The 19,776-nt window shown below is 48.4% G+C and carries 17 protein-coding genes; 13 read left to right on the top strand and 4 right to left on the bottom strand.

Annotated elements, in window-relative coordinates; translation table 11 throughout:
- Positions 1 to 84 precede the first annotated feature (84 nt).
- Complete coding sequence (locus MHI15_RS08880) at positions 85 to 870, top strand: helix-turn-helix domain-containing protein (protein ID WP_036679782.1); 786 nt, start codon at positions 85 to 87, stop codon at positions 868 to 870.
- A 780-nt stretch (positions 871 to 1,650) separates the two neighbouring features.
- Positions 1,651 to 2,394, top strand: coding sequence for a 2,3-diphosphoglycerate-dependent phosphoglycerate mutase (gene gpmA / locus MHI15_RS08875; protein WP_076141983.1), 744 nt, complete (start codon positions 1,651 to 1,653; stop codon positions 2,392 to 2,394).
- A 1,392-nt stretch (positions 2,395 to 3,786) separates the two neighbouring features.
- On the opposite strand, the gene asd is transcribed toward gpmA, so the two are convergent.
- Both asd and MHI15_RS08865 read right to left on the bottom strand, forming a co-directional pair.
- The gene (gene asd, locus MHI15_RS08870; protein WP_341164518.1) at positions 3,787 to 4,578 is read right to left on the bottom strand and encodes an archaetidylserine decarboxylase; all 792 of its coding nucleotides are present in this window, start codon (positions 4,576 to 4,578) and stop codon (positions 3,787 to 3,789) included.
- An 86-nt stretch (positions 4,579 to 4,664) separates the two neighbouring features.
- Positions 4,665 to 5,759 carry a YheC/YheD family endospore coat-associated protein gene (locus MHI15_RS08865; RefSeq protein WP_341164344.1) on the bottom strand — a complete coding sequence of 365 codons (1,095 nt, stop codon included), beginning with the start codon at positions 5,757 to 5,759 and terminating at the stop codon, positions 4,665 to 4,667.
- Between the two features lie 217 nt (positions 5,760 to 5,976).
- Here MHI15_RS08865 and MHI15_RS08860 point away from each other — a divergent pair, with 217 nt between their 5' ends.
- Together MHI15_RS08860 and MHI15_RS08855 are read left to right on the top strand one after the other, a co-directional pair.
- The gene (locus tag MHI15_RS08860) at positions 5,977 to 10,665 is read left to right on the top strand and encodes a WIAG-tail domain (RefSeq protein WP_076219590.1); all 4,689 of its coding nucleotides are present in this window, start codon (positions 5,977 to 5,979) and stop codon (positions 10,663 to 10,665) included.
- A complete protein-coding gene (locus MHI15_RS08855) occupies positions 10,662 to 10,877 on the top strand; it encodes a hypothetical protein (RefSeq protein WP_139330224.1) in 216 nt (71 codons plus the stop codon). The genes MHI15_RS08860 and MHI15_RS08855 overlap by 4 nt, the downstream gene beginning before the upstream one ends.
- Positions 10,878 to 10,963: 86 nt before the next feature.
- On the opposite strand, the gene MHI15_RS08850 is transcribed toward MHI15_RS08855, so the two are convergent.
- Positions 10,964 to 11,113: a hypothetical protein gene (locus MHI15_RS08850; protein WP_179088811.1), complete on the bottom strand. Its 150-nt coding sequence runs from the start codon at positions 11,111 to 11,113 to the stop codon at positions 10,964 to 10,966.
- Between the two features lie 313 nt (positions 11,114 to 11,426).
- Between MHI15_RS08850 and MHI15_RS08845 the strand changes: the two genes are divergently transcribed.
- The 4 genes from MHI15_RS08845 to MHI15_RS08830 are packed head-to-tail and all read left to right on the top strand — an operon-like array spanning position 11,427 to position 14,699.
- A complete protein-coding gene (locus tag MHI15_RS08845; RefSeq protein ID WP_249267796.1) occupies positions 11,427 to 12,269 on the top strand; it encodes a glycosyltransferase family 2 protein in 843 nt (280 codons plus the stop codon).
- Entirely contained in the window at positions 12,266 to 13,186 is a 921-nt protein-coding gene (locus MHI15_RS08840) for a glycosyltransferase family 2 protein (protein WP_143763963.1), read from the top strand. Before MHI15_RS08845 ends, MHI15_RS08840 begins: the two co-directional genes overlap by 4 nt.
- On the top strand, positions 13,183 to 13,920 hold the full coding sequence (locus tag MHI15_RS08835; RefSeq protein WP_076280559.1) for a glycosyltransferase family 2 protein: 738 nt from the start codon (positions 13,183 to 13,185) through the stop codon (positions 13,918 to 13,920). The genes MHI15_RS08840 and MHI15_RS08835 overlap by 4 nt, the downstream gene beginning before the upstream one ends.
- Before the next feature lie 47 nt (positions 13,921 to 13,967).
- Positions 13,968 to 14,699, top strand: coding sequence for a sugar phosphate nucleotidyltransferase (locus MHI15_RS08830; RefSeq protein ID WP_076130445.1), 732 nt, complete (start codon positions 13,968 to 13,970; stop codon positions 14,697 to 14,699).
- A gap of 66 nt (positions 14,700 to 14,765) precedes the next feature.
- Here the strand turns inward: MHI15_RS08830 and MHI15_RS08825 are convergent, their stop codons facing one another.
- On the bottom strand, positions 14,766 to 15,281 hold the full coding sequence (locus tag MHI15_RS08825; protein ID WP_076142552.1) for a GNAT family N-acetyltransferase: 516 nt from the start codon (positions 15,279 to 15,281) through the stop codon (positions 14,766 to 14,768).
- A gap of 195 nt (positions 15,282 to 15,476) precedes the next feature.
- Between MHI15_RS08825 and MHI15_RS08820 the strand changes: the two genes are divergently transcribed.
- From MHI15_RS08820 to MHI15_RS08800, 5 genes are all read left to right on the top strand, one after another.
- Entirely contained in the window at positions 15,477 to 15,764 is a 288-nt protein-coding gene (locus MHI15_RS08820) for a hypothetical protein (RefSeq protein WP_036679726.1), read from the top strand.
- A 24-nt stretch (positions 15,765 to 15,788) separates the two neighbouring features.
- The gene (locus tag MHI15_RS08815) at positions 15,789 to 16,133 is read left to right on the top strand and encodes a hypothetical protein (protein WP_036679724.1); all 345 of its coding nucleotides are present in this window, start codon (positions 15,789 to 15,791) and stop codon (positions 16,131 to 16,133) included.
- Complete coding sequence (locus MHI15_RS08810) at positions 16,130 to 16,432, top strand: hypothetical protein (protein ID WP_051491084.1); 303 nt, start codon at positions 16,130 to 16,132, stop codon at positions 16,430 to 16,432. The genes MHI15_RS08815 and MHI15_RS08810 overlap by 4 nt, the downstream gene beginning before the upstream one ends.
- Entirely contained in the window at positions 16,413 to 16,853 is a 441-nt protein-coding gene (locus tag MHI15_RS08805; protein WP_139330222.1) for a hypothetical protein, read from the top strand. Before MHI15_RS08810 ends, MHI15_RS08805 begins: the two co-directional genes overlap by 20 nt.
- A 142-nt stretch (positions 16,854 to 16,995) precedes the next feature.
- Positions 16,996 to 17,526 carry a GNAT family N-acetyltransferase gene (locus MHI15_RS08800; RefSeq protein WP_076179672.1) on the top strand — a complete coding sequence of 177 codons (531 nt, stop codon included), beginning with the start codon at positions 16,996 to 16,998 and terminating at the stop codon, positions 17,524 to 17,526.
- Positions 17,527 to 19,776: the final 2,250 nt, after the last annotated feature.

The following is a 19,776-nucleotide window of genomic DNA, read 5'->3' as shown; positions in this document are numbered from 1 at the left end:
AAAACAAAGCGGATGCTTACGAGGCAAGTTTTGCGAAGTAGTTCAAAGTAGGTTATGCTAACAAAACTTTTAGGAGGGAACGTTATGCTGCATGCATCGCCGTCCTCTTTTGTTATTTTGCCGGCTCTGGCTAAGATTGTATGCGAGCCGGGCTGGAAATGGCAAAAAAGAGAGAAGTCGCTGCAAAATTATGATTTATTTTATGTATGGAGCGGGGAAGGGACGGTTGTGCGTAACGATGAACCCTTTCAAGTAGGTAAGGGAAGCTGCTTCCTTTTTCGTCCGGGTGACCATACAAGTGCTACACATAATCCGCAAAAGCCACTTGTACTTACATATATTCATTTTGATGTCTCCGAAGAGGTGACGGATATTCCGCTGCCCTATCGTGAGCTTACAGAAACCGTTGAATTTGAACATCTGCTTGCTAGGTACGTTCGACTATTTCTGGTGGATACTTACGCCGCTGAAGAAGAAGGGCAGCTTGTACTGAAGCAGCTGATGATTCATCTGCTGAGGGAGGACCGTGTGAAGCCAGTAGAACGTTATGTTAGCAACCATTTGACAGAAATCATTCACGAAATAGCGAACTATGTGAGCCAGCATCCGGGGATTGCACATCGAGTAGAGGATCTTGCTGCTCGTGCGGGGCTTTCACCGCGGTATTTTTCAATTAAGTTCAAGGAGCTTACGGGTTCTTCTGTGCAGTCTTATGTCATCCGAGCCCGGATTGAGCGTGCTCAGCATTTACTGCTGTACGCGGGAATGAATGTTACTGAGGTAGCAGATGCGCTTGGATATCGTGACATTTTCTTTTTCAGCCGCCAGTTCAAGCAATATACCGGAAAAAGTCCATCTGAGATCCGCTGATTCACTTTTTTTGTTTCAGTTTGATCAACCAAGGGTAAATACTTTGCAGTTTAGTTTACAGAGAATTTACATAACTTCTTGGAAGGAGACTCTTGGCATGATCATCAGACGCAGAATTTGCAACACGGATTGTAAGAGTGGAGGCGGAGGTATTTTTAGAAACCGCTTAAAACGGTTAAAGCAGGCGAATACTTTTGTCGTGGATAGCTGGTTCTAAACTGAACAAGCAAGCATAGAATCGCCTGATATGACTAAAAATATAAATAGCCGGGGCCGTGAGGCATCCGGTTTTTTTGTGTTGTTAGAAAATGATATATATAATGAACTTAAGTCGAAGATTAGAGTAACTGATGGGCATTTCATCGTGCCTCACGTTGTATTTTGTACAATAGATTGACTCTAATAGCAGTCGAATTTGAATTCTGTGACACATCTTACATTCAAATTCAGCAGAAACAGCCTTTCTAGAGATTATCACGATAATCTATTGCACGAAGTACAATGTAATGTATCTTCAAGTGAAAGTTAAGATTTTCTGTTGCACATTCTGCAATGAAGCGTACGCTCATTTACCGCAATATCCACACACCGTTCACGCTCCATGCACGCCTCATTCACGTACCTTTGAGGATGTTTAATTGGCCTAACTATGAGGTAGCGGTAGATATTTATTTCTACGATTGGGTTATTACTAAGGTGAGAGCTTTCTGCGATACGTTTCGCATAATGTTGTTCGTCGGTAGAATATATAAGGTCCATAGTTGGAAGGAGAGAGAGAAAATGTACGAAATCGTACTTATACGTCATGGTGAGAGCCAGTACAATGTACAGAATTTGTTCACAGGCTGGAGTGACCCGGATTTAACTGAGAAGGGTATCCAAGAGGCAAAGACTGCTGGCAAGCTGTTGAAGGACGCTGGGTATACATTTGATCTGGCTTTTGCTTCGGTACTCAGACGCTCGATTAAAACTCTTAACTATGTACTGGATGAGATGGATTTGCTGTGGATTCCCGTGCAAAAGTCTTGGAAATTGAATGAACGCCATTACGGGGCATTGCAGGGATTAAGTAAAAGCGAGACAGCGCTAAAATATGGAGATGAGCAGCTGCATATCTGGCGGCGGAGTTTATCGGTGAGACCCCCGTTGCTGGAGCTTGATGATCCTAGGTATGCCAGAAACGATATTCGCTACAGCAGTGTTCGTCCGGGAGATATCCCGCGTGGAGAGAGCCTGGAGGACACTGTACATCGTGTAGGCGATTTCTGGGGAAACCGGATCGTACCTCTTTTGCGTAAAAAAGAACGGGTGCTTATCTCAGCCCACGGCAATACGCTGCGTGCATTGATTAAATTTATGGAGGATATTGATGAAGCGGCATTACTGGAGCTCAATATCCCTACCGGAGTACCGCTCGTGTACAAACTGGATGAGGACATGAATCCTATCAGTCGCTTTTATCTAGGCGATCCGGAACAGGTAGCGGCCAAGGCGCTTGATGTTGCTAAGCAGGGACATGTGTAATTGGCGTGTAATAAGCGTATAGGCGTAGCAGGTGTATTGAGTATGACGGGTGTAAAGTAATAAGCAAAACGGGGCGTAAAGGTTAAATAAGCGCATCAGGTGTAATAGGTGGGTTACATGAAAAGATAAAAGGACAGCCTTGGGGCTGTCCTTTTTGTTATTAGTGTGTTTGTGACCAATTAAATGTGCGAAAATGGCGCGTTTAAGGTCAGCTGGGTCCGATAGCGTTGAATGCTAACGTTCCACCAACTCTCCGTAGATCTTGACCAATGCTCCACCAGCCCTCCACTAACGCTCGACTAGTCCTTAACTAACGCTCGACCAGCCCTTAACTAACTTTCGACCAACCTCCACCAACGCTCTGCAAATGCTTACGGACTCAGCCGCCGCTATTTGCTCATTTATTGCCATTTGAGCGGAGTTTCGGACTCCAGCGCCGCTATTGCCTAAGATCTAGCGCAAATAGGGTGTTTTTCATACCAATAGCTGCGGTGGAGTCCGATAGAATCGCAAATGTGTCAAAAATCCGCGTATAAGGTCAGCTGGGTCCGATAGCGCTGAGGCTAACCTTTCACCAACTTTCCGTTAATTCTCGACCAACGCTCGACCAGCCCTCCACTAACGCTCGACCAGCCCTCCACTAACGCTCGACCAGCCCTCCACTAACGCTCGACCAGCCCTTAACTAACTTTCGACCAACCTCCACCAACGCTCTGCAAATGCTTACGGACTCAGCCGCCGCTATCTGCCCATTTATCGCCATTTGGGCGGAGTTTCGGACTCCAGCGTCGCTATTGCCCGAGAATCGACTCTAATATGGCGTTTTTCATGCCAATAGCTGCGGTGGAGTCCGATAGAATTGCAAATGTGTGAAAAAGCCGCGTATAAGGTCAGCTGGGTCCGATAGCGGCGAGCGCACACCTTCCACCAGCTCTCAACCAGCCCTCAACCAACACTCGACTAGCCCTCAACTAACGCTCGAGCAACCTCCCCCAAAGCTCTGCAAATGCTTACGGACTCAGCCGCCGCTATCTGCCCATTTATCGCCATTTGGGCGGAGTTTCGGACTCCAGCGCCGCTATTGCCTAAGATCTCGCACAAATAGGGTGTTTTTCATGCCAATAGCTGCGGTGGAGTCCGATAGATTTGCAAATGTGCGAAAAAGCCGCGTATAAGGTCAGCTGGGTCCGATAGCTAGCGATAGGTGTACGATGGCTAGACGATATGTATACGTTGGCTAGCGATAGGTAGATGATAGCTGGACGATAGCTAGAGCGTTCGCCTCCGCAACTGTGCTCCACACGAAGTCCCCAAAATTAGAGGGCACCTCAGCAGCCATTTCATGGCTTTTGAGGCACCCTCTAATTTTTCTGGGAATTCGCCTTAATCTCCCTACAAAGGTCGATGCAACGTTCCCAGTAGTTCGCCCATTTTTACCTTTGAGTTGACCTCAAGCTTGGGTCTCGGGGTAAAGGTACCGCTTTCCGTGAGCAGCACTACGGTGGAGCCAAACTCAAAATAAGCCAGATCATCGCCTATTTGCCACTCGGCAGCGGTATCATCCGTATAACGAATACTGCTGACGTTCATTGCGCCTACCTTTACTACCGCGGTTTCTCCGTGACTCCCGGCAATATACGTAATGAGACGTTCGTTGCGGTTCAGGACACCCTTCATATGTCGCATTCCGAAATCGTTGACAGGATAGGCCCGTCCGCGAATATAATCGCTCTCCACCTTTTGTCCGGTAAGGGGAGAGTGAATCCGGTGATAATCGGTAGGACTCAAATAAAGAACGAAGAAAAAACCCTTCTTGTACAGCTCCAGATGCGGGGAGTGATTAAGGAGATCCTCGATCTTATAATCCTGCCCTTTTACATTCATAATCGTACCGGCGTTAATGTCACCCATAGCAGTAATCGTTGCGTCTACGGGACTAACCAAAGCGTCAGCGTCGGTTGCAATAGGCCGCATGCCCGGCTTCAGCCGGCGGCTGAAAAACTCATTAAGAGTGAGATATTCTCCAGGATTTTTCTCCGCTTGAGCGGAGGGGATTTGATAAGTCTTAATAAATGCCGGGATAAGAAAACGGCTGATTCTACTATGAGAAAAAGATCCCATTAACCGTGAAATCCACCGGTGTGAGGATAGCTCGGTCATCAGCCGTAGCAATTGTTTTACCATGCCCATCTCCCTTCCATAATGCAGCAGTACGGTTGTATACGGGTCGTCTCTGCTCTGCATTATATTGACATAGAATAGGAGACAAATCAATAACTGTTATATACCGTACTGTTCGTTTCTATTAAAAAACGCGCGTATCCCATAGGTCTGCGATAGCTGTCTTTCCAAATTTCCGTAAGGCCGGCTTTATGAAATCCGTAGCGTTGGTCACGACCGTTACACTCTATGAAGAAGAGTCGTCCGTCCTTAGTAATGCCTATATCCAGTCCGATATCGGCCAGTCCGGGAAGGTCTTGCTCCAGACACCGTGCGATTGCAAGGCTAAGTATTTCGACAGACATACGGATGTGGGCCGCTGTGGATCTTGAAAAGGCCTTTTCGAGCGCGAGGGAGGAGCTTAACGCTTCTCCTCCGCGGGCTATATTGGAGACAAAGCCTCCTGGGGCAGCCAGTTTGGCGAAGAGCCCAGTGACCTGCCAATCTCCTCCCCAGCCGCGCTGAACGGTGACGCGTAGATCAAAGGGACGTCCTCCAATCTCAGCAAGGGGAATACGTTCTTGTACAAGATAAGGCACGGAGGTTAGGCGTGCGCGGAGCGCTTGTGGCAACGCCGCCTGATTGACGGGAATACTTCTCCAGCGCTGCATCGAAGGGGAGAGGTAGCTCAAGGTCCAACGCTGAGCTCCCTTGCGGACCAGCCGCATGACCCCATTCCCTATACTTCCCCGGCAAGGTTTAAGAATGAGATCGGGATAAAGATTCATCATTTCTTTTATGCCTGAGACTCTCGTTGTTACGGGTAAATATTCGCGAAGCTCCGTATTTTTTTCAAGCAGCTGATGGATCTCATCTTTGCCGTATCGATTACATGTATTGAAAATCAGGGGATAGTGCTTCAGCAGACGCTGCATTCCAGGGCTGTTTTTGCTGTATATTGCCCGGTTATGGATAACAGCAGGCGTAGGAACAACTACGCTTTTATATCCATTAACTCCCTTTATATAGGCGGCACTAAAGCCTGTGTCCGTATCGATGTCCGCGAGCTTCAGGAAGCAAGGGACTAAACCGTATGCCGCCGCGGCCTCTTCATAGTTGGATAGAGACTCCTGTCCTGTTTTTAGCCGGGGAACGCCCCGGTGCATATCGGCATTTAGTAATATTCCAACGAGCTTATGCCCCATGTTTGTTCCTCCTGTTTCATCGGTTACATGATCCCTGCTTTTTCTACTCTTGTCATAGTATGTTTGTACCCGCGTGTCAGGGTGGACGAATGCGCGAAGGCAGATGCCTTTTTTTATACATAATCTTATGAAGGCCTCATCGCAAAAGGGTGTCATAAGCCCATACCGCTGCATATGATGCCTAGGAGAAACATTAGATGGAAGGAGGAGACTGCTTGTGAGGGGTTCCAAAAAAAAGCAGCCGCGCAGTCCACAGAAACGACTCTATTTTGTAGATAATCCCAATAAAGAGGAACTGAGTATGCTGGATACCAAAAGCAGCTCTAGAAGCTCGGGGAATAACAGTGACGGAGTCAGTGAAGCAGAGATCGCGGAAGTTCAGGTAAGTGGGGGAGCAATAGCTGAAGTCGTTCTAGAGGAGCCAACTTCTGCTCCAGTTCTACAATTGGAGCCGGAGCTTATAGAGGAAGCGCAGCTTCAGAAACAGGCGGATAATCTTCCTGAAACCGTATGGTTCGCTCCTCCAGAGAAAGAACGTTTTCAGCCCGTTTATACAGATGATCTTTCGGATGCAGCGGTGACCGGAGCCAAAATCGCTCCACGTACCATTGACGGTTCTAAGCTAAAGTTCGGCATTATTGGTACACCTTGGCTGCAAGATTACGCTGTACAGAGTATCAATATCGCGGACAAGGCAGTCACTTCTGCAAAAATCGCACCAGAATCGATAGTGGGCGAGCATTTAGCAGAAGGAAGCGTTAGTGGCGGTAAGCTGCTGGATCATTCGATCAGTGGAGAGAAGCTGAAAAATGGCAGTATTAGTCCAGAGAAGCTGGCTGATCGGATTATAGGCGGCGGTCAAATTGCAGATAAAGCTATTGAGAGCCGCCATTTAAGCGATTTGATTATTACTGCGGATTTACTGGAAGATGGAGCCGTTACTAGTGACAAAATAGGAAGCAGCAGCATCACAAGCCGCCACCTAGCAAACGGCAGTGTTGACCGTTCCAAGCTGGCCGATGCAGCGGTATCTGGCGATAAAATAGCTGATGGTGAAATCAGCAGCTCAAAGCTAGCGGATGCTGTCATTGAAGGCCGCCATCTTAGCGACGCTTTGATAACCGCCAGACATCTGGCCCCGGGAGCGATTGGTTCTGATCAGCTTGCCAGCAAATTGATCGGTAAGGAACAGCTGCAGTCGGGTATTATCGAAGGCGGGCATTTAGCTGATGGAGCTATAGGTTCTAAGCAACTTGGTGCAGATGTCGTAAGAAGCGTACATTTAAGCCCAGAAAGTGTGAATGGTAATCATATCGGTGATGGCGAAATATCAAGTCGGCATTTGGCTGACCGCAGCATCTCTTTTTTAAAGCTGGCTGAGGGTGCAGTAGGGACTGCGCAGTTAGTGGAGCAAGCGGTAACCTCGTCCAAAATTGCTGACCAAAGCATTCTCCCACATAAGCTGGCAGACGAAGCAGTGACCACAAGACATATTGCTAAATCCGCCATTCGCGGACCGCAAATTGCTATGCAAGCCATAACTTCTATTCATCTGGAACGCGAAGCAGTGAATCATTCGCATATAGCTGCGGAAGCGGTCGGCTCGGAGCAGCTCAAGGAAGAAGCTATTCAGACTCAACATTTATCTTCCGGTGCTGTGACTGGAGAACAGCTGGCTTCAGAATCTGTGGGTGGGGAGCATCTTCGTGCACAGAGCGTTACTTCAGCCAAGTTGGCAGATGGAAGTGTAAATGCAGCTAAGCTGGCAGCGGGTGCAGTGATTGGCAGCACGATTGCGCGTGAAGTAGTCAGTGGTGAACATATCGCTTTTTGTACAGTGGAGGAAAAACATCTGGCGGATGCCAGTGTGAGCGGCCGTGTATTGCAGGATGCTGTGGTAAATAAGGATCATTTGGCCACGGGAGCCGTGGAACGAAGACATCTTGGTGAAAATAGTGTGACTTCCGCTGCGATTCAGTCGGGCTCAGTTTCAGGAGATAAGCTGGCTTCCGCTGCGGTGAGAGAAATTCACCTGGCAGCAGGAGCCGTGCAGCCTCATCATCTGGCCGATCATGCAGTGACCTCGTTGAAGCTTTCACCGGAAAGTGTCTCAACGGATAAAATCAGTGATTTAGCAGTCACTTCGGCTAAGCTGGCAGACGGCAGCATAGAATCCAGTAAACTGGCGGCGTCAGCAGTTCAAGCGGAGCATTTGTCGGTAAATGCTGTGAGTTCGAAAACCATAAGCGAAAGTGCTGTTCAAAGTAGACATTTGAATCCTGGCAGTGTCAGTGGGGCGCATATCCGGCCGTTGTCTATCGGGAATGGTCATATCCTTCCGAATTCTATTTCTGCAGTTCAAATCCAAGAGGGCAGTATTAATAGCTCTAAGCTGGTAAAAGGTGCCGTGGATTCTCAGCATCTTTCACCTGGTAGTGTGGACGGCAGCCATCTGTGTATCGATACGATTGAAGGCCGTCATATCCTACCGGGTGAGATCACGCTGGCTCATCTGGCGGAAGAGGTACGTAGCTCTGAATTGCTGCCAGACGGCTGCATAACTGGGGAGAAGCTGGCAGAAGGATCGGTAGATTCCAACCATCTCCTGCCTGGAAGTGTGAACGGAAGCCATTTGAACTCGGGTTCTGTAGAAGGTCGACATATCCTACCGGGTGAGGTCACGCTTGCTCATCTCGCTGCAGATGCATATACCTCCGACTTGCTGCCTGAAGGCAGTATTACCGGGAAGAAGCTGGCGGGAGCATCCGTAGATTCTATTCATTTAGTGTTTGGAAGTGTGGAAGGCGGACATCTGAGTTCAGGTTCCGTCGAAGGACGTCATATTGGAAAAGGTGAGATTACCCTAGCTCATCTCGCCGATGAAACCCGAAGCGCTGATCTGCTGCCAGACGGTAGTATTACTAGAGAGAAGCTGGCGGAAGAATCCGTAAGTTCTATACATCTAGTGCCTGGCAGTGTGGATGGCAGCCATTTAGGACCAGACACAGTTGAAGGACGTCATATCCGATACGGTGAGATCACGCTGGCTCATTTGGCAAAAGAAACACGCAGCTCCAAATTGCTGCCAGACGGTAGTATTTCTGGAGTAAAGCTGGCACATGCTTCCGTAAATTCAAATCATCTAGTACCTGGCAGTGTGGAAGGCGTTCATCTAAGCTCAGGTTCTGTCGAAGGGCGCCATATTGGAAAAGGTGAGATTACGTTAGCTCATCTGGCCGAAGAAACACGTAGCGCTGACTTGCTGCCAGACGGTAGCATCACTCGGGAGAAGTTGGCGGAAGAATCCGTAAATTCTAATCATCTGGTGCCTGGAAGCGTAGATGGCAGTCATTTGAGTCCGGACACAATAGAAGGACGTCATATCCGATATGGTGAGATCACGCTGGCTCATTTGGCCGAAGAAACACGCAGCTCCAATTTGCTGCCAGACGGTAGCATTACTGGGGAGAAACTGGCGGAAGCATCCATAAATTCAAATCACCTTGTACCTGAAAGCGTGGAGGGAACTCATCTGAGTCCGTCTGCAATAGAAGGACGCCATATTGGAAAAGGTGAGATCAAGCTAGCGCATCTGGCGGATGAGGTACGCAGCTCCGAACTGCTGCCAGACGGAAGCATTACTGGGGAGAAGCTGGCGGAAGCCTCCGTAGAAGCAATTCATCTAGTGCCTGGAAGTGTAGATAGAACTCATCTGAGTCCGTCTGCAGTAGAAGGTCTCCATATTGGAAAAGGTGAGATCAAGCTAGCACATCTAGCGGATGAGGTACGCAGCTCCGAGTTACTGCCGGATGGCAGCATTACCGGTAAAAAGTTGGAGGGTGGATCTATTACTGCCTACCACTTGGCTCCTGGCAGTGTCTATGGGGGACACTTAGGGGGGAATGCGGTAGATAGCCGCCATATCCGTGCTGGAAGCATTACTCTGAATCATTTGGCAGAAGAAGTGCGCAGCGCTGATTTATTGCCGGAAGGCAGTATTACAGGCGAGAAGATTGAAGTTGCGACGATTCAGTCTTTCCATTTAGCCCAAGGCAGCGTCTCTGGAGGTCATTTGGCCGGGGATGCGGTGGATGGCCGCCATATTCGATCGGACAGCATCACGCTGAAGCATTTGGCAGAAGAGGTACGCAGTGCGGATTTGTTGCCGGATGGCAGCATTACGGAAGAAAAACTCGCTGAAGGCTCCGTGAGTTCTTCACATTTACAACCATGGAGTGTTTACGGAGAGCATCTTGCTGACAAGATCGTGGCAGATCGGCATTTGCAGCCTGGCATCATCAAATTAGAGCATCTTGCGGATGAAACACGCAGCTCAGCCCTGCTCCCGGATGGCAGTATCAACGGAGCTAAGCTGAAGGAAGGCAGCATCGAGTCCGCTCATCTGACAGAAGGTGCAGTAGGGACAACAGAGCTTCAGGATGAAGCAGTAGTAGCATCCAAAATCTCTTCGTTTGCGATTCAAGCCCGCCATCTGGAAGAAGAAAGTGTTCAGGAATATCATATTTCCCCAGGTGCAGTAAACGGGACTCATCTGGCACCGAACTCTGTAAATACAGATCATCTGTCCTTCAGTCCGATTCAGACAGCTGGGAAGCGAGAAGCACTACAGCAGTTTGGAATGACAGCATTTATGTTCAATGGGGATGCAGAGAGTGTAGAGGTGACCGTATCGTTTGATGAGAGCTTTGGGCATACGGGTTATGTGCTTGTTGCCATGACCAATCAGCCTTACTTCTATGCTTCCTTAAAGAGCAGAGCCAATGGAGAAGCAGTGATTCAAGTGGTGCGGTTGCGCGAAACTCCGCATTTCTATGGGGTTATCTCTTGGATTGCTATAGGTGCTCCCTTAGCTAAACCGGCAGCAGATGATCGTGTATTTGATTGAACCTTAAGCAATTCCTCTTAAAAACAGCAGAGCAGCGAATCTCCTTATTGGAGATCGCTGCTCTGTTTTTTTGGTGGGGAACGGTACTTGTCAGCATCGCCGGGTTTAATCAATCGCTGTGGCTGCGGTTCTGTCCGATAGCCTGGTACTCTAAACATCTGCTACTACTTACGGACCCAAATGGCGTTATTTGCAGGTTTGTTGTCTTTTGAGGCTGGTTTCGGACTCTAGTGACGCTATTGTATAGAAATAGAGCCTTATTGGGTTCTTTTGATGCCAATAGCTGCTATGGAGTCCGTTAATAATCTAAAAGTGTGATAATGCGGCGAATAGGAGCAACTGTGTCCGATAGCGCCAAAGTATAATCATCCGCTGCAGATTCGGCTGTGTCCGATAGCGCCAAAGTATAATCATCCGCTGCAGATTCGGCTGTGTCCGACAGCGCCAAAGTATAATCATCCGCTGTGGATTCGGTTGTGTCCGATAGCGCTAAAGTACAATTACCTGATGTGGATTCGGCTGTGTCCGATAGCGTCGTAACCTAATCCCCCTGCTGCATTACTGCGTTCGTTACCGCCGCAGGTTGTGTCCGCGGCAGCTGGCTATGCGCAATGTATCTAAGCCGAAGTTTGGTGGGGAGTACATTTGTCCTGTTTTCAGAACGACAGGAGACAATTGCCGTTACCCTGTGCGTTATAGTACATAAACTGTGATGTAACCCTCAGCCTGAAGAATTGGCTCTGTAAGGAAGGTGGATGAGCATGAAGCCCAAACGAACTTCTGCCCGCCGCACAGGGCGGCGGGTCTCTCGGATGAAGCGGCGGACTTCACGCCCAGTGCGGCAAGTCGCTGTAGTCCCTATAGTTAACCATCCTAATCCCTATGTTTCGGTTATTATTCCAGCCATGAATGAAGCTCAGACCATTGCGGGAGTGATATCTGGAGCCAGAGGGGTCCACCCGCGCTGCGAGGTAATTGTGGTCGTGAATGGATCCACTGATCAAACGGCAGGGATTGCACAATCGCTAGGTGCGCGTGTTATTTCCTATGAGTTGCCGCTTGGACACGACGCTGGCCGTAGTGTGGGAGCTGAGGCAGCCAAGGGAGAAATCCTATTGTTTACAGATGGAGATTTGGTGATACCTGCTTCGGGGCTGCGTCCTTACGTCACTGCTGTTAGTGGTGGAGTGGACATAGCGCTTAATGATTATTCCGGTCCGGTCCGGAAGCTGTCCCCCCATCCGGTGGTGCTGTCTAAACATGCACTGAATATTCTGCTTGGCCGTCCAGATCTGAAGGGATGTTCGATGACGGCAGTTCCGCACGCAATCAGCCGCAGAGCACTTGATATTCTAGGGAGCGATTCATTATCACGTCCTCCACTGGCGCATGCCCAGGCAATTCTTAGTGGACTGCATGTGGTAGCCGCTCACAAAGTACCTGTAGGGAAGTTAAATGCGGTGAGGCGCAAGGAAGACGGCATAGATCCATTGCAGCAGTTGATTACAGCGGATCATATGGAGGCTGTATCCCTCTTGCTGGAACATCGGGGGAACAGAGCGGGCTTTGGCGACGGAGCCCGGCGCAGAGAGATGGTGAGATGATGGTTGCAACTTTACGAGGCACAGCAGCTCGAACGGCAAAGAAACGCCCAATCCGTCACAGGTCAGCCAATCGCTCTGTAAAAGCCAACGCTGCTACTCGCCCGCTTCTGTCTCGGCAATCGAAGGCAGGCAAGGAGACTCTGAAATTACCGAAGTTACGCGGGACTTTGTCAGTCATTATCTCCGCGCGTAATGAGGAGCAGACCTTGTCCCGTCTGCTGCATCAGGTTGCACGGCTTGAACCTGCAGAAATTATCGTCGTACTTAATGGCTGCAGTGATAACTCTTTTCCTATTTCTAGACAACATCGTCAAGCCATTGTAGTACACTGCCCAGAGTCTGTCGGACATGATGTGGGCCGGGCTATCGGTGCAAAGCTGAGTCGCGGGGATATATTGCTTTTTCTGGATGGAGATATGGTCATTCCGGCCTCTCAGCTCGTTTCATTCACGGCAGCTGTAGATCGCGGAATTGATGTAGCTCTTAATGATTTAGACTCACTGATGCCTTCCTTTGGATTATGTGATGATGTCACCCGCAGCAAACTGTTTTTGAATTATGCTCTGGATAGGTACGATCTCGGGGTTAGCTCTATGACAGCTGTTCCTCATGCGCTTTCGCGGCATGCGCTTGAGACCATAGGCTACCGTGAATTAATGGTTCCACCTAAAGCCCAAGCTCGCTCTGTATTAGAAAAGTTACGGGTGGAGAAGGTAGGAACGGTAAATGTTATTAAACATAATCGGCTGCGCAAGGCAAATACAGGGGTTGGAAATGCTGTGGAAAAACTGATCATAGGAGATCATGCTGAGGCTCTACATGAGGTTCTTTCCCGGCGAAAAGCTGGCGGTCTGCTAAGTAGTGAAACACAGCGTGAGTACCGCAGACAGGTAGCCGCTTGGAGGAATCGGATATGACGCTGACGAGTATTATTATTCCAACCTACAATGCGCTGCCCTTGCTGCGGGCCTGTGTGGAATCTATTCGTGCCTACACTCCGCCGCCTTATGAGATTATCGTAGTGGACAATGCTTCAACGGACGGAACAGACACCTATTGCCGTGCGAATCATATAACGTTTATTTCATTGCCAGACAATCGCGGCTTTCCAACTGCATGCAATTTGGGGCTACAGCTAGCGTCAGGTGATGAAGTCCTGCTGCTGAATAACGATGTAGTGGTGTCTCAAGGATGGTTAACTAATCTGAAGAGGGCTCTATATAGTGCTCCTGATGTAGGTATTGTTGGACCAGTCACAAACTATGCCAGTGGACGTCAACAGGTGAAGACCGATTATGAAGGTCTGATAGGTTTTCATCAGGCTGCTGAGAGGGTGAACCTTCCAAATCCCCAGAAATGGCTGGAGACGAGACGGCTGGTAGGATTATGTTTTTTATTCAAAAGAGAACTGCTAACTTCCGTAGGTCTACTGGATGAGAGATTCTCACCTGGACATTACGAAGATGATGATTATTGTTATCGCGCCAGGATAAAGGGATATCGGCTGCTTATCGCCGGGGATTGCTTGGTGCACCATGAAGGAAGTGCAAGTTTCAAGCAAGTTTACAATACCGGACTGCAAGAACTGGTGGAACGAAATCGCAAGATCTTTATAGATAAATGGAATGTAGATCCTATTAATTTTATATGAAGTGCAGATCCGAAGGCAAAGGACGTAGATAAAGAGGAGGAAAGTAAGTGAAAGGAGTCATACTGGCGGGCGGAACAGGATCTAGACTTCAACCGCTGACCCGGCTTATGAACAAACATTTGCTTCCGGTCGGCAAATATCCTATGGTCTGTTACGGCATAGACCGGCTTCGCCGGGGAGGAATTACCGACATTCTTCTGGTCATAAGCAAGCAGTCTGCTGGCCTGTACACGGATTTTTTAGGCAGCGGTGCTGCATTTGGTGTATCTCTGACCTATAAAATTCAGGAAGCTGCCGGAGGCATTGCCGAGGCGCTTGATTTAGCAGAAGGGTTCATTTTCCCAGGGGAACGATTTGTTGTATTGCTCGGGGATAATCTTTTTATGGATGATCTGAAGCCTTATGTGGAGAGTTATCTTCGTCAGCCAGCGGGCACTGCAAAGGTGTTGCTGAAGCCGGTGGAGGACGCGCGCAGATACGGTGTACCTGTATTTGATAGTCAAGATGCGGCATGGATTGCTTATATCGAAGAAAAGCCTGAGCATCCGAAGACCAATTATTGTGTAACTGGTATTTATATGTACGATGAAGCTGTATTTGATATCATCCGGCGGGTATCGCCTTCCAAGAGGGGGGAGCTGGAGATTACCGATGTAAATAATATATACGCCGCTGATCGCAGACTTAGTTATGATGTGCTTAAGGATTGGTGGAGTGATGCGGGAACGTTTCAGTCTTTACACGAGGCGGGGGAAAAGTTAAAAGATGCACTGCCATAAGGCAGTGCATTTTTTTGTTGTAATCCTACTATAGATAGCTGCAAGGGCTTTGAAATCACACGTTACTCAGAGAGCTCGAGGGTTAGAAATCCTCCACCAGATTAAATCCTCAGTTTCTTTGTATCTCTCAGAGCCTAGACGCTCCAATACTTTGTGGGAGGCTGTATTATCTTTTTCAGTGTCAGCGATTACATAGACAGCTTGGGGATGGGAGAAAATCCATGCATTAATTGTGTGTAGTGCCTCTGTTGCATACCCTTTTCTTCTATATTTCTCATCAATCCCATACCCTAGAATAACCTCGCCTTTCTCATTCGGGTAACCTTTAAGGATAATGAATCCTATAATACATTGATCTTCCCGATGGATGATGGCCCAGTTCGTTAACCATAGGTAATGGTCGGGGTCCTGCTGCACCTTTTTTAGCCTGATCTGCATAGCATATTGCATTTCATCATCAAGCGCCGCACTGATGGCAGCTAAGCCTAATTGCTGCTGTAGCTCCGAATAGTTATTTATTGCTAGCGTGAGCTCTGGGGCAGTTAAAGGTATTAGATCGATACGCTTGCTTTCAAGCTTCATATATTCCCCACCAACCTTTGGTAAACTCAGGATTGTGCATTTCACATTTTAATCCTTTTAAATGTACTTAGCAATAACGTAATTTTTATGTCATTCCAGTCACGAATAGAGCCTTAACTTGTCGAGGATCCCGGCACCGTCCCGGCTCCTGCCGCATATGCTGTAGCAGGGCGTTTGAGCAAAGGAGACATGAAGGTGCAGAGTAAAATAACTAAAGTCCTGCAGCACATGGCCCATACGCACGAACAGATGGCGCGGATTCTAGATGCTGAGCGCCATGTGGCTGTCCGTATGTCGCAAATTGTCCACGATCTGCCAGATGCCGAGCCTGATTTTGATGGGATCAGCGGGATGATCGAAAGCTCAACTCAGGTAAACAAGAACATTATTGCTTACTTGAATGCACTTGCAGATCTGGAAGAAGCGATGGCTGATGGGGTAGGCAGAGTGATTAAGGAATTGAACGGTCAAGAAGAAGAGTAACGCTATAGGAGCAGGAGGCGGAAGATGAGCAGAGAAAAGGCTTATCTGCAAATGCTGGAGTCCACCGCCGCCATCCAGTGGAACGTTGCGTTGATTCTGGAAGCTAAGGCGGTTGAAGCTGAAAAGGTAAAGCAGTGGGCACAGCATCATATCCACGCTAGAGCCTTTGATTCCCACAGTGAGCAACTGAAGGAGTCCCTCTCTATACACGAGGTCATCGTGGAGATGGTCGAAGGGCTGACCAAACTGGAGAACGGACTCTACAGCAATTTAAAAGCAGTGCTGGGCAGTGGTGAAGACGATGGTGGCGGGGAAGGTTTTGGAGACATGTCAGGTGATGGCTTTAGTTTTGGAGAAGACAGCAAATGAGCGGGGACCGTCTCTCTGAACATGCCGTCAAGCTGGAGATGATTCGCTCCATTTCGCGCAGTCAGGCTGCTTTGGCGGCCATCTTGGAGAGCATCGCCGAATTGACGGAGCAATCTGAGTTGACGGCCCGCAAATTGAGCGACAATATCAGGATTTTAAGTGGGTATCAGAGTGCGATGTGCCGGATGATGTCCGGGATTTCACTACATCGTCCTAAACGGGGAATTCCTGCTGCGCCATGGCTGAGCAAGGCATACGCCGTAGGAACCTCCAGAGAACATGGAGCACAGGAGGAGTAGAAGCATGAAGAAAAAAAGCCGCAGAACGCTACGTTCAGGCAGAACCCGTAGACGCACATTGCTGCTCTCGCGGAAAGCAAAAGTTCGTAAAGGGCTAGCCCGTAAATCCCGCAGAGTTCTTGCCCGAAAAACTGCTCGTTATGGGAAGTCAAAGAAAGGCCTATTGCTACGCAAGAAAAGAAGACTTCGTCGCAAGCTTGTTCGTAAAGTAAGGGTTGCGCAGCCACCGGTGATTGTGGTACCCGTGAGCGAGGCTCCGCCTGCTCCACAGGTAATTCCGCTCCCCCCGGAGCTGGGCGTTTCGCCGGAAACGCCTCCGGCAGACGCCTTTCAACAGGGCTACACCGAAGCATACAACGTGGGGTTCGACGCCGGTTTCGCCAAGGGCTTCGAGGACGGGCATAAGCTGGAATTCAGCTAGGAGACACAGATGACAAGATCCGCTCCGTCCGTGAGCGGGTCTTGGGGTTTTCGTGCGGACTGGTTTGCTGCGCTGCCGATGTGATAAACTTCATAATGAAAGTGAAAATAATATGAGGTTAAGATGAAGGCAGGGATGATTCATGGGTACTGAGATTCGCAGAGCACGCAAAGATGAGATTGATGAAATTATGGAGCTGATTGCCAAATGCGTACAGGTGATGCAAGCAGGTGGCAGCGATCAGTGGGACGAGCATTATCCGAACCGGGAGATCATCTCCCTTGATATTGAACGTGGCAATCTATGGGTATGTGAGGAGAACAATGCGGTGGCCGGCATTCTAGTGTTGGACGAGCACCAATCTGAGCAGTATGGGAAGATTGACTGGACTGAAACGCAAGGGCCTCATTTAATTATGCATAGATTGGCTGTGCATCCCGAAGTGCAAGGGAAGGGAATTGCACGCCGTCTTAGCACTTATGCAGAAGAATATGCTCGCCAGAATGGTTATTCCAGTATCCGTCTGGATACATATGCTAAGAACACTGGGGCACTCGCCCTATATCCCAAGTTAGGTTATGATCGCAGGGGTGAAGTAACTTTTCCGGGGCGCACCGCTAATTTTCCGGTGTTCGAGAAGGTTCTAGAAAAGCACGGAAATTCGGAAGCTTAACATAGCAAGAGAACCAGAGGATATCTCATGAGCCATCAAATGGCTGCTGGGATATCCTCTTTTTTCGTGAAAATAACACCTTTCTCTAATCAAAAACTTTGTTTGATTAGGTAGCATTTGCGCTTACGGAAACCCTGCTCAAAAGGTGATAAGTGTGCAAATAGCGTCATTGGAGTCCGAAAGCATGCTCAAATGGCGATAAATGTGCAAATAGCGTCATTGGAGTCCGAAACCCTGCTCAAAAGGCGATAAGTGTGCAAATAGCGTCATCTGGGTCCGAAAGCATCAGTGGCAGAGTATGACTCGACACTATCGGACCCAGATGACCTTAAACGTGGAATTTTCCCACATTTGGGATGCTATCGGACTCCAGCGCAGCTATTGGTATAAAACACACTACATATGGACCTGTTTCGAGGGAATAGCGTCACTGGAGTCCGAAATTTTGCTCAAAAGGCGATAAATGTGCAAATAGCGTCATCTGGGTCCGAAAGCATCAGTGGCTGAGTGTGACTCGACAGTAACGGACCCAGATGACCTTAAACGTGGGATTTTCCCACATTTGGGATGCTATCGGACTCCAGCGCAGCTATTGCTATAAAACACACTGCATATGGGCCTGTAACGAGGGAATAGCGTCACTGGAGTCCGAAACCCTGCTCCAAAGGCGATAAATGTGCAAATAGTGTCATCTGGGTCCGAAAGCATCAGTGGCTGAGTGTGACTCGATAGTAACGGACCCAGATGACCTTAAACGTGGAATTTTCCCACATTTGGGATGCTATCGGACTCCAGCGCAGCTATTGCTATAAAACACACTGCATATGGGCCTGTTACGAGGGAATAGCGTCACAGGAGTCCGAAACCCTGCTCAAAAGGCGATAAATGTGCAAATAGCGTCATCTGGGTCCGAAAGTATGGAGGATTATGATTCACCTGTGGTGTAGACGTAGCGAGAGCAGTAGAAGCAGAAGTAGATGTAGCAGTGGAGTAGGCGCATGGGGAAAGTAGCGGTGAAGAAGAAGGAGTAGTGTAATAGGCGCAAGGAGAAAGTAGAAGTACAGAAGTAGGAGTAGTGTAGGAGCTGGAGTTGTAGTTGTTGTAGCAGAAGCAGTAGACGTAGCAGTGTAATAGGCACAAGGGAAACGTAGAAGTGCAGAAATAAGAGTAGTGTAGGGGCAATAGTAGAAGTAGAAGCAGAAGCAGTAGACGTAGCAGTGTAATAGGCGCAAGGAGAAAGTAGAAGTGCAGAAGTAGGAGTAGTGTAGTAGTAGCAGAAGTAGACGTAGCAGTGTAATAGGCGCAAGGGGAAAGTGGTGGTACAGAAGTAGGAGTAGTGTAGGAGCTGTAGTTGTAGTTGTAGTTGTAGTTGTAGTTGTAGTTGTAGAAGCAGAAGCAGTAGACGTAGCAGTGTAGTAGGCACAAGGAGAACGTAGAAGTGCAGAAATAAGAGTAGTGTAGGGGCAGTAGTAGAAGCAGAAGCAGTAGACGTAGCAGTGTAATAGGCGCAAGGGGAACGTAGAAGTGCGTGCAGAAGTAGGAGTAGAGTAGTAGAAGCAGAAGTAGATGTAGCAGTGGAGTAGGCGCATGGGGAAAGTAGCGGTGAAGAAGAGGTAGCAGTGGAATAGGCGCAAGGGGAAAGTAGTGGTGCAGAAGTAGGAGTAGTGTAGGAGCTGTAGTTGTAGTTGTAGCAGAAGCAGAAGCAGAAGCAGAAGCAGAAGCAGTATCAGTAGACGTAGCAACGGAGTAGGCGCAGGGAGGAAGTAGAAGCGCAGAAGTAGGAGTAGTGTAGAAGCCGAAGCAGTGCAGAAGTAGCAGTTGAGTAGCAGTTGAGTAGCAGTTGAGTAGCAGTAGGGTCGGCATAGGTCAATTAGATGAATAGAGCTAGGCATGCACTAGCGGGCTCTGACCAGTTTATCATATTGCGCTATATGCAGGCAGTGGTTTAGCACAACGCGTTAGAGTAAGCAGAGATACTGTCCGAAATGGTCGACCTAATCGTGCGAAATGGCCGACTAATCGAACGAAACGGCTGTCTCTTAAGCCATGAAATAGCTCTCGGATAGCTTTTTTTTTATGTTTTCCTGACAGTAAATCTGACGCAAAGTACAGGGTATCGTGATCGAAATTTTCTTCAAACAGAATAATCGTGATCATAAATCGAATTATGTTATTTAACATAACATAAAATACTAAATCACTTTTATAAAACAGTATTAATAAAACGAAATCGATTTTTAAATGTCATAT

Origin of the sequence: Paenibacillus sp. FSL H7-0918, assembly GCF_038007025.1 — a bacterium.
Classification (GTDB): domain Bacteria; phylum Bacillota; class Bacilli; order Paenibacillales; family Paenibacillaceae; genus Paenibacillus_AQ; species Paenibacillus_AQ odorifer.
Note: the sequence above shows the minus strand (reverse complement) of the source record. Positions and strands in the feature narration are given on the sequence as shown.

Excerpts from the sequence above, each read along its gene's own strand:
- MHI15_RS08835 (WP_076280559.1), top strand. The coding sequence starts at position 13,183 with ATGACGCTGACGAGTATTATTATTCCAACCTACAATGCGCTGCCCTTG.
- MHI15_RS08805 (WP_139330222.1), top strand. The coding sequence starts at position 16,413 with ATGGAGCACAGGAGGAGTAGAAGCATGAAGAAAAAAAGCCGCAGAACG.
- MHI15_RS08815 (WP_036679724.1), top strand. The coding sequence starts at position 15,789 with ATGAGCAGAGAAAAGGCTTATCTGCAAATGCTGGAGTCCACCGCCGCC.
- MHI15_RS08880 (WP_036679782.1), top strand. The coding sequence starts at position 85 with ATGCTGCATGCATCGCCGTCCTCTTTTGTTATTTTGCCGGCTCTGGCT.
- gpmA (WP_076141983.1), top strand. The coding sequence starts at position 1,651 with ATGTACGAAATCGTACTTATACGTCATGGTGAGAGCCAGTACAATGTA.
- MHI15_RS08865 (WP_341164344.1), bottom strand. The coding sequence starts at position 5,759 with ATGGGGCATAAGCTCGTTGGAATATTACTAAATGCCGATATGCACCGG.
- MHI15_RS08845 (WP_249267796.1), top strand. The coding sequence starts at position 11,427 with ATGAAGCCCAAACGAACTTCTGCCCGCCGCACAGGGCGGCGGGTCTCT.
- MHI15_RS08810 (WP_051491084.1), top strand. The coding sequence starts at position 16,130 with ATGAGCGGGGACCGTCTCTCTGAACATGCCGTCAAGCTGGAGATGATT.
- MHI15_RS08800 (WP_076179672.1), top strand. The coding sequence starts at position 16,996 with ATGGGTACTGAGATTCGCAGAGCACGCAAAGATGAGATTGATGAAATT.
- MHI15_RS08840 (WP_143763963.1), top strand. The coding sequence starts at position 12,266 with ATGATGGTTGCAACTTTACGAGGCACAGCAGCTCGAACGGCAAAGAAA.
- asd (WP_341164518.1), bottom strand. The coding sequence starts at position 4,578 with ATGGTAAAACAATTGCTACGGCTGATGACCGAGCTATCCTCACACCGG.
- MHI15_RS08825 (WP_076142552.1), bottom strand. The coding sequence starts at position 15,281 with ATGAAGCTTGAAAGCAAGCGTATCGATCTAATACCTTTAACTGCCCCA.